General features: G+C 38.3%; 10 protein-coding genes and 1 other annotated feature. Of the genes, 9 read left to right on the top strand and 1 reads right to left on the bottom strand.

The window, feature by feature from the left end; translation table 11 throughout:
• Nucleotides 1-195 precede the first annotated feature (195 nt).
• On the bottom strand, nucleotides 196-2,805 hold the full coding sequence (ppdK, locus tag SCSC_RS05020; protein WP_006269892.1) for a pyruvate, phosphate dikinase: 2,610 nt from the start codon (nucleotides 2,803-2,805) through the stop codon (nucleotides 196-198).
• 181 nt (nucleotides 2,806-2,986) lie between these two features.
• On the opposite strand from ppdK, the gene SCSC_RS05015 reads away from it, so the two are divergent.
• The 9 genes from SCSC_RS05015 to SCSC_RS04975 all read left to right on the top strand — a co-directional run bounded on the left by SCSC_RS05015 (nucleotide 2,987) and on the right by SCSC_RS04975 (nucleotide 13,353).
• Nucleotides 2,987-3,616: a CBS domain-containing protein gene (locus SCSC_RS05015; protein ID WP_006269891.1), complete on the top strand. Its 630-nt coding sequence runs from the start codon at nucleotides 2,987-2,989 to the stop codon at nucleotides 3,614-3,616.
• 13 nt (nucleotides 3,617-3,629) lie between these two features.
• Complete coding sequence (locus tag SCSC_RS05010) at nucleotides 3,630-4,454, top strand: pyruvate, water dikinase regulatory protein (protein WP_003068798.1); 825 nt, start codon at nucleotides 3,630-3,632, stop codon at nucleotides 4,452-4,454.
• 31 nt (nucleotides 4,455-4,485) lie between these two features.
• Nucleotides 4,486-6,408, top strand: a complete 1,923-nt coding sequence (locus tag SCSC_RS05005) for a fructose-bisphosphatase class III (RefSeq protein ID WP_006269894.1) — start codon at nucleotides 4,486-4,488, stop codon at nucleotides 6,406-6,408.
• Nucleotides 6,409-6,531: 123 nt separating this feature from the next.
• Nucleotides 6,532-7,674, top strand: a complete 1,143-nt coding sequence (locus SCSC_RS05000) for a cysteine desulfurase family protein (protein ID WP_006269895.1) — start codon at nucleotides 6,532-6,534, stop codon at nucleotides 7,672-7,674.
• A gap of 3 nt (nucleotides 7,675-7,677) precedes the next feature.
• A complete protein-coding gene (gene thiI / locus SCSC_RS04995) occupies nucleotides 7,678-8,892 on the top strand; it encodes a tRNA uracil 4-sulfurtransferase ThiI (protein WP_006269896.1) in 1,215 nt (404 codons plus the stop codon).
• 125 nt (nucleotides 8,893-9,017) lie between these two features.
• Nucleotides 9,018-9,089 (top strand) — a sequence feature (ribosomal protein L21 leader region).
• A 34-nt stretch (nucleotides 9,090-9,123) separates the two neighbouring features.
• Nucleotides 9,124-9,438: a 50S ribosomal protein L21 gene (rplU, locus tag SCSC_RS04990; RefSeq protein WP_003035040.1), complete on the top strand. Its 315-nt coding sequence runs from the start codon at nucleotides 9,124-9,126 to the stop codon at nucleotides 9,436-9,438.
• 16 nt (nucleotides 9,439-9,454) lie between these two features.
• Nucleotides 9,455-9,799, top strand: coding sequence for a ribosomal-processing cysteine protease Prp (locus tag SCSC_RS04985; RefSeq protein ID WP_003040403.1), 345 nt, complete (start codon nucleotides 9,455-9,457; stop codon nucleotides 9,797-9,799).
• Between the two features lie 17 nt (nucleotides 9,800-9,816).
• Nucleotides 9,817-10,110, top strand: coding sequence for a 50S ribosomal protein L27 (gene rpmA, locus SCSC_RS04980; RefSeq protein WP_003024983.1), 294 nt, complete (start codon nucleotides 9,817-9,819; stop codon nucleotides 10,108-10,110).
• Nucleotides 10,111-10,458: 348 nt separating this feature from the next.
• Nucleotides 10,459-13,353, top strand: coding sequence for a GbpC/Spa domain-containing protein (locus SCSC_RS04975; protein ID WP_006269906.1), 2,895 nt, complete (start codon nucleotides 10,459-10,461; stop codon nucleotides 13,351-13,353).
• The last annotated feature ends 107 nt before the right edge of the window (nucleotides 13,354-13,460 follow it).

Raw genomic sequence — 13,460 nt, 5'->3', positions numbered from 1 at the left:
TTGATAATCTCTTTTCTCATCTTCATTATACCCTCTTTGTTTAAAATTGTCTTAAAAAAATTTAAAACATTGAAAATTTCATGTAAATTAATCGAAAGAGAATGTGGTTTTCTACTATAAGGACTAAAAAATCAGCTCAATTCTTGTCTGCCCTTGTTGACAGATGAAAAGAGCTGGTGTGATTATAAGGAAGGACTAGGAAAGATTTGCTTGTGCAACAGCTAATCGTGCAGCAGGGACACGATAAGGGGAGCAAGAAACATAAGTAATGCCAATGTCTTGGAAGAAAGGAATAGAAGTAGGATCTCCTCCGACTTCACCACAAACTCCAATTGGAAGATTGGGATTCACTTGGAGAGCCTTTGAAATGGCTATTTTCATGAGTTCCCCAACTCCAGTCTGGTCAATAGTTTGGAAAGGGTCAAACGACATAATTTCTTTGTCTTTGTAATGCTGGATAAATTTTCCAATATCATCACGAGAAAAGCCATAGGTCATTTGCGTTAAGTCATTGGTACCGAAACTAAAGAAATCTGCTTCTTCAGCCAGTTGGTCTGCAATAAAGCAGGCGCGCGGCAGTTCAATCATGGTGCCAATTTCATAAGGGAAAGGTTCAATATGATGCTTGTTGAAGATAGTTCCAATGTACTCAACCAGTAGCTTTTTGAGATAAACGAGTTCTGATTTTTCAGCAATCAGCGGAATCATGATTTCTGGCTTAATGACCATGCCTTCTTTTGCCAGTCTAATGGCACTGTTAAAAATAGCTTCTACCTGCATTTTATAAATTTGAGGCTGTGTAATTCCTAAACGACAACCACGATGTCCTAACATTGGATTTGTTTCTTGCAGGGAGGCAATTTTCTGTGTTAATGTCTCAGCAGAGATTTGTAGTTTTTCAGCCAACTGCTCAATTTCTGGTTTATTTTTTGGTAAAAATTCATGCATAGGCGGATCCAATAAACGGACAATCATCGGCTTATCCTGAATTGTTTGAAACATTTGATAGAAATCCTCTTCTTGGAAAGCCAAGAGTTTCTTTAAAGCGGAATTTGTTTCTACTTCGTCGTTTGATAAAATCAATCTCCGCATTTCTAAAATTCGTTTTTCACCAAAGAACATGTGCTCTGTACGAGCAAGGCCAATTCCTTTAGCACCAAATTGCATGGCTGTTTTTAAGTCTTGAATCGTTTCTGCATTTGCACGAACGCTCAGTTGAGCCACTTCGTCTGCCCAAGAAAGGAACAACTGTAATTCGTCGTTATTGTCAATCATAGTAGTTGGAATATTGCCCGTGTAGAGCTTGCCGGAAGTGCCATCTACAGAAAGGATGTCTCCCTCTCTTAGAGTCACTTTGTCGCATACAATTGTTTTATCGTATTCATTGATAGACAATTCGCCACATCCTGCGACACAACAAGTGCCCATGCCACGTGCTACAACGGCAGCATGAGAAGTCATTCCGCCATGACTAGTCACAATTGCTTGACTGACCACCATTCCTTCAATATCCTCGGGAGAAGTTTCTTGGCGAACCAAAATAACGTTTTTTCCTAGTGCATGAAGTTCTTTAGCCCGCTCGGCGGTAAAGACAATTTCTCCTGTTGCTGCGCCTGGACTAGCAGGAAGTCCTTGAGTCAAATAATGAGCTGATTTCAAAGCAGATTCTTCAAAAATAGGGTGAATCAGTTGGTTAATAGCAGAAGGACTGACTCGTAGGAGAGCTTCTTCTTTTGAAATCATTTTTTCATCGACTAGATCCAAAGCGATTTTTAAGCTTGCTTTAGCAGTACGCTTCCCATTTCGAGTTTGCAGGATGTACAATTTCTCCTTTTCAATGGTAAATTCAATATCCTGCATATCTTTGTAATGTTTTTCAAGAATCTTGGCATAGTTACAAAAGTTTTCATAGGCCTGTGGTAAGATTCGTTTAAGAGAGTCAATCGGTTCTGGAGTTCGAATACCAGCTACGACATCTTCCCCTTGAGCATTGAGTAGAAATTCCCCAAACAGATGATGTTCACCAGTGGCAGGATTTCTTGTGAAAACAACGCCTGTGCCGCTTTTTTGGTCGCTATTTCCAAACACCATGCTTTGAACATTGACAGCCGTTCCTAAATCGTGAGGAATTTGATTCAATTCGCGGTAAACTTTAGCGCGTGGATTGTTCCATGATTTGAACACAGCCTTGATAGCAGCGTAGAGTTGCTCTTTGGGACTCTGTGGGAAATTTTGGTAGTGCTCTTGATAAATTTCTTTATATCGTTGGATAAGTGATTGGTGCTCTTCTTTTGAAAAATCATTGATTGTTTTATTCAATTGCTTTTCGGTTTTTTCTAAGCATCGATCAAATTCCTCTTTTGGAATGCCGTAGACGACATCTGCAAACATCTGCAACAAACGGCGATAGCAATTATAAGCGAAATTAGCATTTGTTACGTCCGCTAAAGTCTGAACACGTAAGTCATTTAAACCAAGATTGAGAATGGTGTCCATCATACCAGGCATAGAAATTTTTGCACCGCTACGAACGGAAACTAGCAGTAGCGAGGACTCATTGCCCATAAAAAATTTATTTGTCTTGCTTTCTAAGTTCGTAATCGCTTTCAAAACTTCCTCTTTTAAAATAGATTCAAAAAAAGAAGGAGTTTCTAAATAACGTAGACAACTTTGAGTTGTAATGGTAAAGCCTTCTGGCACTGGGAGCCCTAAATGAGTCATTTCTGCCAAATTAGCCCCTTTACCACCTAATAAGGCTTTATCACTAGCACGTCCTTCATCAAAAAAATAAATCCATTTATCCATTTTTGCCTCCGATTGATTAAATATGCGTCATATTAAACGACAGATACATTGTAATATATAGCATATATATTTGTCAACAGAAAAGAATCAGTCATAAATCATTGACAATCAGAATTTATTTGTTATAATATGACACATAATGATGATTATTAAAGATTGAAGTTTTTAAAAGGAGTAACAGTTGAAATTAACAAAGCGACAAAAAGAAATTGTAGAAATTGTGAAAAAGGATCAGCCAGTCAGTGGGGAAAAAATATCAGAGCTGTTAGATGTATCTAGGGCGACCTTACGCTCAGATCTATCCTTTCTAACCTTAGTAGGGATTTTAAAAGCAAGCCCGAAAGTTGGCTACACTTATTCTGGTTCAGATTTGGAAACTCTCTTTTTCTTTGATACTTTTCAGAAGAAAGTAGAGGATGTGATGACCTCCCCCGTATTAGTAACACATGATTCTTTTATTCAAGATGCTATTATCACATTATTTATGTATGATGCAGATGTTCTCTATGTGATAGATGAAAAGAAGCAGCTGCTAGGCATTTTATCACGAAAGGATTTGTTAAGGGCTGCCCTCAATGCCAATATTGATGTGACCCCAGTAGCCGTTTGCATGACCAGAATGCCACATATTAAGACTTGTCATAAGGATTTGAATATTCTTGAAGCAGCTGCACTTTTGCAGGACTTCGCCATTGATTCATTGCCTGTTGTGGAGGAGCAAAATGAACCTCACATTATAGGAACAATTACTAAGTCGGCTTTGCTGAACTTTATTATCCAAGAAGCAAGAAATGCTGAAGTAAATCGCTAAAAAAGGAGTTTTCATGAAAAAAGAGATTACTATTTATACTATTTCTGATTCTTTGGGAGGAACATCCCAAAAATTATTATCAGCCGTCATGGCTCAATATCCAGATTTGATTTTCAATAATAGTTATCGATTCCCATTTATTAATAAGGAATCTGAATTGTTAGATATTTTGCAAGATGCTATCAAAGATGATGCAGTTGTTATCAGCACTTTGGTAGATAGCCATTTAGCAGCAGCAGCTAGAGAATTTAGTAGAGTCAATCATTTATCCTATCTAGATTTGATGAATCCATTCTTTGAAATCATCAAGGAAAAAACGGATACTCAACCTATTGAAGTTCCAGGTGTTCTACATCGTTTGGATACGGAATATTTCAACAAAATATCTGCGATTGAATTTGCTGTTAAATATGATGACGGCAAGAACCCGCAAGGATTTTTGGAGTCAGACCTTGTGATTCTGGGAGTTTCTCGAACTTCCAAGACTCCACTCAGTATCTATTTAGCTAATAAAGGTTATAAAGTATCAAATCTTCCCTTGATCCCTGAAGTTCCACTACCACAAGTTTTAGATAAAGTAGATAAAAGAAGAATGATTGGGTTGGTCTGTGATCCGGATAAATTGGCTAAAGTGAGAAGCAATCGCTTGGATGCGCTCGGTTTGACACAAGCTACAAGCTATACAGATGTAGAAAAAATTTATGAAGAACTAGATTATTCCAAGAAAGTTTTTCAAAAGCATCAGGCTTATATCATCAATATTACCGATAAATCTATTGAAGAAACGGCTTGCATTATTGAAGAACATTTGAAATCTCTGTCTTCAAATAAGTATTAAATATAGTATTGTATTGAAATGAGGTGAACGAATGGAGCAATACAAACGAATTCTATTAAAAGAGTTTGATTCTAAGCAAAAGGTCATCACAGAGTTAATCAATCTGGAAGCCATTTTAAATTTACCAAAGGGAACCGAGTTGTACCTTAGTGATATTCATGGTGAGTTTGAGGCTTTTGACTATATCTTGAGAACCTGTGCAGGAAACCTGAACGAAAAAATCAATGATTGCTTTGGAGAGAAATTATCAAAAGAGGAAAAAGACAAGCTGACCTTACTAATTGCGTATCCTCAGGAAGTTTTGAGCGATGGGTTCCTTTATCCTTTGAAAGATAAAAGTTGGTATGGAGAAATCATTCAAAATCTGTTGACTTTGCTAGCTTTTGTAGCAGCCAAATACACACGCTCTAAAGTAAGGAAAGCCTTGCCGCCACAATATGCTTACATTATTGAGGAATTGCTTTACACTGATAGAAATCTGCCGGATAGCAATATTTATTTTGAAACGATTCAGAACTATTTGATTGATTTAGGTGAAGCAAGTCAATTTATTTCGGCATTATCAACGGTCATTCGGCAATTAATCATTGATCATCTTCACATAGTTGGTGATATTTTTGATCGCGGAGCAGCAGCGGATAAAGTAATGAATGAACTCATGGCTTATCATTCTGTTGATATTCAGTGGGGCAACCACGACATTATCTGGATGGGGGCTTTCTTCGGCTCAAAAGAATGTCTACTCATTCTCTTACGAATAGCTGCTAGGTACGGGTATCTTTACGATATTGAGCGTGCTTATGGTCTTAATCTAAGACCACTCGTCCTCTTTGCTGAAAAGACTTATTCGGAAAATGCAAAATTCAAACCTAAGTTAGGAAAAAGAAGTGACGATTATTCTCCTGAGGAAATTCTTCAGTTGGAGAAGATTCACCAAGCTTTAGCGATTATCCAGTTTAAATTGGAAAATCAGCTCATCAAAAGACGACCAGAATTTAATATGTCTCAACACCTTACTCTGGATAAGATTGATTACTGGGAAGAGAGTGTCATGATAGAAGAGAAGAAGCATTTCTTAGCTAATACTTGTTTTCAAACGATTAATCCCCAAAAGCCAGAGGAATTAACGGATGTGGAAGAAGAAGTGGTTGCTACTTTGCTGGATTCATTCCAGCATTCTATTCAGCTCAAGAACCAGATTTCTTTTTTGATGAACAAGGGTTCCATGTATAAGATTTATAACAATCATCTCCTGTTTCATGGCTGTATCCCTCTAGAGACATCAGGAGACTTTCAACCTTTGCAAATCAATCAAATCCGCTATGCTGGTAAAGAATTGCTCGACTTTTTTGAATACCATATTCGAGAAAGTTCTAAAAATCCAGAAATTCAGAACGATTTCTCAACTGATCTTATCTGGTACTGTTGGAATGGGAAGTTGTCTCCTTTGTTTGGTAAAGACAAAATGACAACTCTAGAACGTTATTTTATCGAGGATAAACAGACGCACGTTGAAAAAGAAAATCCTTATTTTTCTTATCGGAATTCTGCCAATATATGCAAGTTAATTTTAGAAGAATTTGGGCTTTTTTCAGAACATTCTAGGATTGTAAATGGGCATACACCTGTGAAAACGCTGAAGGGAGAATCGCCGATTCGAGGTGAAGGAATGCTGTTCGTTATTGATGGTGGTTTGTGCGAAGCTTATCAAAAGAAAACAGGAATTGCTGGCTATTCCTTGCTTAATAATTCTTATGGTTTCCAAATTGTGACGCATCAACCTTTCCAAAACGTCCAAAAAATGATTGAGGAAGCTTTAGATTTATCTTCCTTGAAGAGAGTAATTGAGCACGTTCGCGAACGAACCTTGATAAAATCAACGACAATCGGAAAAATTCTCATTGAGCAGCAACAGGAATTATCTGTTCTTTTACATGAATTTTATGACTATTAAGAAAATAATATAGTTGTCATCTCTCTAAGTTTTCCGCTTAGAGAGCTTTTATTTACGACTTTCTCTGTTGTTCCTATTTCTTTTTCATGTTACAATAAGGGTATTGAAATATAGAGGTTTAAGATGATTTATTTAGATAATTCGGCAACTACAAAGCCTTACCCAGAGGCTTTGGCTACTTATACAGAAGTTGCTTCAAAAATCTGGGGGAACCCTTCCAGTCTTCATAGTTTGGGTAGTCAAGCAACGCGCTTGTTAGATGCATCACGCAAGCAGATTGCAGGTCTTTTAGGTAAATCTTCTCAGGAGATTTTTTTTACGTCTGGAGGGACAGAAGGAGATAATTGGGTTATCAAGGGTGTGGCTTTTGAAAAAGCACGCTATGGCAAGCATCTCATTGTATCTGCTATTGAGCATCCAGCAGTGAAAGAATCCGCACTCTGGCTGAAAGAGCAAGGATTTGAAATAGACTTTGCACCTATCGATAACAAAGGTTTTGTAGAGGTTGAAAAATTAGCAGACCTTATCCGACCAGATACTACTCTAGTTTCTGTCATGGCTATCAACAATGAAATCGGTTCTGTTCAGCCGATTAAAGCTATTTCAAAGCTTTTAGTGGATAGGCCAACAGTTTCTTTTCATGTGGATGCGGTTCAAGCCATAGCCAAGATTCCAACGGAAAATTATTTAACTGATCGCGTGGACCTTGCGACGTTTTCTAGCCATAAATTTCATGGTTTACGAGGTGTTGGTTTTGTCTATATCAAGTCTGGTAAGAAAATCAGTCCGCTGTTGAATGGTGGCGGTCAAGAATCAGACAAGCGTTCTACAACTGAAAATTTGGCGGGCATTGCAGCAACTGCAAAAGCCTTGCGCATGTCTATGGAAAATTTGGAAGTCTTCATCACACGAACGACCAAGATGAAAGAGGTTATCTTAGAAGAGCTAGCGAAATACCCTGATGTGACGATTTTTTCAGGAATAGAAGAGTTTGCGCCCCATATCCTGACTTTTGGGATTAAAGGCGTACGAGGTGAAGTAGTGGTTCATGCTTTTGAAGAGTATGACATTTATATCTCTACTACGAGTGCTTGTTCCTCTAAAGCTGGCAAACCAGCTGGAACTTTGATAGCCATGGGTGTTGACAAATCCTTAGCTCAAACGGCTGTGCGAATTAGTCTGGATGTCGATAATGATATGAGTCAGATGGAGCAATTCCTGACAACGTTTAAACTCATTTATGAAAAAACTAGAAAAGTAAGGTAAGCAATGCAATATTCAGAAATTATGGTTCGCTACGGCGAGCTTTCAACTAAAGGAAAAAATCGCATGCGTTTTATTAACAAATTGAAACGCAATATGCAAGCAGTCCTCTCTATCTACCCAGATGTGCATGTGAAAGCAGACCGAGATCGTGCACATGTCTATCTTCATGGAACGGCTTATCAACCAGTTGCAGAATCGCTCAAACAGATTTTTGGGATTCAAAATTTCTCTCCGTCTTATAAGATTGAAAAATCAGTACCAGCTTTAGTTGAAGCGGTGCAGACAATTATGAAAAAGATTTATAAAGAGGGGATGACTTTCAAGATTGCCAGCAAACGCAGTGACCACAATTTTGAATTGGATAGTCGTGAATTGAACCAGACCTTGGGAAATGCAGTCTTTGATGCGATTCCACATGTTCAAGTCAAGATGAAAGCACCAGATATTACACTGCAAGTAGAAATCCGCGAAGAAGCAGCCTATCTGTCCTATGAAACGATTCGTGGAGCAGGCGGTCTTCCTGTCGGAACATCTGGAAAAGGTATGCTGATGATGTCAGGCGGGATTGATTCACCCGTTGCAGGCTATCTAGCTCTAAAACGCGGGGTGGATATTGAAGCGGTGCACTTTGCTAGCCCCCCTTATACAAGTCCCGGTGCTCTCAAAAAGGCGCAAGATTTGACGCGCAAATTAACCAAATTTGGTGGCAATATTCAATTTATTGAAGTGCCATTTACAGAAATTCAAGAAGAAATTAAAGCGAAAGCACCAGAAGCTTATCTGATGACCCTAACTCGACGCTTTATGATGCGCATTACAGATCGCATTCGTGAAGAACGTGGTGGGCTCGTTATCATCAACGGAGAAAGCCTTGGTCAAGTTGCTAGCCAAACGCTAGAAAGCATGCAAGCAATCAATGCTGTCACTAACACTCCAATTATTCGCCCAGTTGTGACTATGGATAAGCTGGAAATCATTGACATTGCTGAAAAGATTGATACCTTTAATATCTCAATTCAGCCCTTTGAAGATTGCTGTACCATTTTTGCCCCAGATCGTCCGAAAACCAATCCAAAGATAAAAAATGCAGAGCAATACGAAACACGTATGGATGTGGAAGGATTAGTGGAACGTGCTGTTGCTGATATCATCATTACTGAAATCACACCAGAAGCAGAAACAGACGAAGTGGATGAGATGATTGAAGGATTGTTGTAATAAGAACGGATTTTGAGATTGGAAGTTATTCTGGGAAATTACTAAAAGCTACTCAGTTAGTCTTTTGATAAAAAATACTTGTCAAATAATTCTAGAAATGCTATACTTAGAGAGTTGACTATGCACAGCCTGTGCAACCGCTCGAACATCGTCATAAGTGGTTCGTCCCACGATGCTAGGCGAGTCTTCACAAAATTAGGGGGAACCCGTAAAATTCATAGGAGGTGCATAATGAGCACATACGCAATCATTAAAACTGGCGGCAAACAAGTTAAAGTTGAAGTTGGTCAAGCAATCTACGTTGAAAAATTAGACGTTGAAGCTGGTCAAGATGTAACATTTGACGAAGTTGTTCTTGTTGGTGGTGAAAACACTGTTGTCGGAACTCCGCTTGTTTCTGGAGCTACTGTTGTTGGAACTGTTGAAAAACAAGGAAAACAAAAGAAGGTTGTTACTTACAAGTACAAACCTAAAAAAGGTAGCCATCGTAAACAAGGTCACCGTCAACCATATACTAAGGTTGTCATCAATGCAATCAACGCTTAATTTTTAAGGAGAGCACATGATACAAGCAGTCTTTGAACGAGCCGAGGATGGTGAGCTGAGGAGTGCAGAAATTACTGGACACGCCGAAAGTGGCGAATACGGCTTTGATGTCGTGTGTGCGTCGGTTTCTACGCTTGCCATAAATTTCATCAATTCGATTGAAAAATTCGCAGGCTATGAACCAATCTTAGAATTAAACGAAGAAGAAGGTGGATTTTTACGAGTAGAGATTCCTACGGATATTCCACCTCACCAAAGAGAAATGACTCAACTTTTCTTTGAATCATTCTTCTTGGGTATGGCAAACCTATCGGAGGACTCAGCTGAGTTCGTCCAGACAAGAGTTATCACAGAAAACTAACACGGAGGAAAAACATTATGTTGAAAATGAATCTTGCTAATCTGCAACTTTTCGCCCATAAAAAAGGTGGAGGTTCTACATCTAACGGACGCGATTCACAAGCAAAACGTCTTGGAGCTAAAGCGGCTGACGGACAAACTGTAACTGGTGGATCAATTCTTTATCGTCAACGCGGTACTCACATTTATCCAGGTATCAACGTTGGACGTGGTGGAGATGACACTTTGTTTGCAAAAGTTGAAGGCGTTGTACGCTTTGAACGCAAAGGTCGCGATAAAAAACAAGTTTCTGTTTACCCAATTGCGAAATAAGAATTGAAAGTCCCTACCTCATGGTACGGGTCTTTCTTTTGAAAATGATAATTTGAAAACAACAAAAGAAATGTAGATAAAACGAACAATCTTCATCTCATTATAAGATAGCTGTGAACAACTTTGCAGCTATCTTTATTTTAAGTACATTTTACATGTGTTTTTTATGTATTTTAGTATCATATTAGTTGAATTATTCCAGCTATCAAAGTATAATGTATAATGACATCTTTAACGTGATTACAAGTAATAATATAGTTGTAATTAGTAATGAAATTCTTCTATTTCCATATATAGTTATACCTTCAGGAATAGATAAGATAAATAATTTATAAAAAGGATACTAGCATGTTTAGAAAAAATAATGAACTTCAAGGTCATGGCTCAATTCGTAAAAATAAAATTTATGGGACTGTTGGTGTTATTATATTTGGAATAATCGCAATGTTTAGTTTACACAAGAGTGTGGCGGCTGATGATATTGAAAGTCCTAAAACAACAGCACCTATACCTATAGCTGAAGCGTCAGATACAAGTCTTGTTGTACAATCACAAATGGCTAGACAAGAAGATAATACTACTCTGACAACTACAAAGGCTGATTCAGCTACTACTATGAGTTCAACTAGTAGAGCAGCTGCAACAGCACCTACTGCAGCCGCCTCTCAAGCAATGCTATCTACTGCACAGACAGAAAATCAAAATCCAAATGTAACAGTTGAAAATCAAGAATTAAAAGACGCTGTAACAGAAGCCAAGAATAATGGGATTGAAGCAAAGCAAGAGGCGACAGAAAATATTGGAACTGCGAATACTGAAGCAGAAGTCGCTACTCTAGAAGCAGAAGCTAATGCGCGTGAAAAAGAACAAGCAAAACGTATCAAAGAAGCGATAGAGAAATACAAAAACGATCTTGCAGTAGCGCAGGCCAATACAACTAAGCCAGGATATCTTAGTAAAGTTGTAACTCAAGGATTAAAATTTGAAAGTGAGCCTAATGCTCATTTATCAATTACAGGTACAACTGAATTTGGTCAGCAAGATACACCTAAAGCATATTCATATGAAGAATATGTGAGCAGTGGCAGGACGTTTGCTAATAATCCAGTTGCTGCATACAAAACGACTTTATCAGGAAATTTTGTTATTCCAAAGATTGACAAAGGTCAGACTATAACAGCTACTTACACAAATTTACAAAATTCAAGCTATAATGGTAAAAAAATTGCTAAAGTCGTGTATGAAGTAACAAATTTAAATAGTGGAACAGGTATCATCGGTTTTGCGGAAAAAGATCCAACAAAAGGAATTTATACTTTTTATAATTTAACAGCACCTTCTAGATATGAAGTAAAAATTCGTTTTTATGATGAGGATGGTAACATCATTCAATTCAAGCAAGAGAATCCAGCTATATTGTCCCTAACAAGTTTGTCAAAAACAATACTTAATGGAAAGAAGCATGAGGAAGGGATAACAGATTATAACTTCAAACCAGTAAAAATAACGGGATCCTTTGTTGAAAAACAGTCCGATAACCGTTTAGCTGCAAGTAGTCCGACACAAAATATTCCAGATAGTTTTAGTGACCCTAATTTTTATAAGACTAGTATCGCTGGTGTATCAGGAAGTGGTGATGTCATCTCTTTTACTATGCGTAGGGATTCAGAGTTTGATAAAGGGTATTGGTTAGCTATTACAAGTAAGTTACCTTCACCATTTGTTTTGACTAAGCCTAATTTAAGTTATAAATTCTTTAGCTATAATAAAGCAGGGACTGTATTACTTGACAATTATATTCAAGGTACAACTACTAAGTTGACAGAAACACAAACTGTCAAACCTAAAGGCACACTTATAGGTGAAAGTTATACAGGAACGCATGAAGACCGAATAACATTCAATGGTAAAGTTTATAAATATGTATCGTCATCTGATAATATAACAGGTACAGTAAAATTAGGAATAACCAATGTATATAATTCTTACGTTGAAGTGACTGGAAATGTTATCGTAAATTATAGAAATCAAGCTGGCGAAACGATTAAAGAGAGTGTTGAAGATACTTCTAATGCTTCTATTGATACCGATTACAATACGGAAGAACATCGCAAAACGACGATAGTCACTTCTGACGGGAAGACCTATCGATTAGTGGCTTCCCAACTTCCAAGCAACGAAAAAGGGAAGGTCATTGAAGGGACGACCCAAGTGACGTACGTTTATAAGGAAGTGTTGGGAAATGTGACGGTTCATTACCAAGATGAGTCCGGTCACCAGCTGCAAGACGATGTCACAGCCCTTTCCGGAGCCTCCACCAATACGCCTTATGATACGGAAGAACATCGCAAAACGACGATAGTCACTTCTGACGGGAAGACCTATCGATTAGTGGCTTCCCAACTTCCAAGCAACGAAAAAGGGAAGGTCATTGAAGGGACGACCCAAGTGACGTACGTTTATAAGGAAGTGTTGGGGTTAAATAAACAAAAAGTGACTTATACAGTTATTGATGACACAACTGGTACGACTTTAGAAAACCAAGTGGAATTAACGACTGGTGAGTCGGATGCAGCTCTTCCAGCAGCAGCGCAAAGGAAATACGATACGGTTGTATCAGGTTATCTGGCCCAAGGCTATGAATTGGTTTCAAAAGAGCAGCTTCCAGCTAAGTTCGATCTTGATAGCAGTCATGATCAAAATGTGACGGTTCACTTGAAGCATGGCACAACTGATATCCAAGAAACCCAGAAAGTGAGTTTGATAGTTCGTTATCATGGAGCAGGTAGTCAAACGCCAGCTAATAATGTACAAACAGCAACGTGGACACGGACGGTGACGAAAGATAAGGTAACGGGAGATGCTGTGAAGACTACGGATTGGGTAGCTGACAAGGCAACCTATGACGCTGTTCCATCTCCAGTCATTCCAGGCTACACAGTAGATGTGGCAACTGTTTCGGCAGAAACAGTCACTCAAGAGGATATGGTTAAAGATGTTTATTATACTGCGATCCCAGTAACTTCAGATAAACCAACTCCTCCAGTAGTTCCGTCAACGCCGGACAAGCCAACGACTCCGACAGTTGTACCAACGACTCCTACAAAAGCAACTCCAACGAAAACAGAAATCTTGCCAAGCACAGGTGATTCTCAAGTTGGTCCAATGCTTGCAAAGCTGACGGGCGTAAGTTTACTTTTATCAGCTTTAGGTTTAGTTGGTCGTTGTAAAAAAGAGGATTGATGAACCTTTTATAAACATATAAAAGTAAACTAAAGGTTGAATCATTCGATAGAAAGGATAAGCTTTACAAGCAACTTGGCATAGTTGATTTGTGAAGCTTCCTTTTT

The organism is Streptococcus constellatus subsp. constellatus, assembly GCF_023167545.1.
Lineage (GTDB): Bacteria > Bacillota > Bacilli > Lactobacillales > Streptococcaceae > Streptococcus > Streptococcus constellatus.
This window is presented reverse-complemented; position numbering and strand designations above follow the sequence as displayed.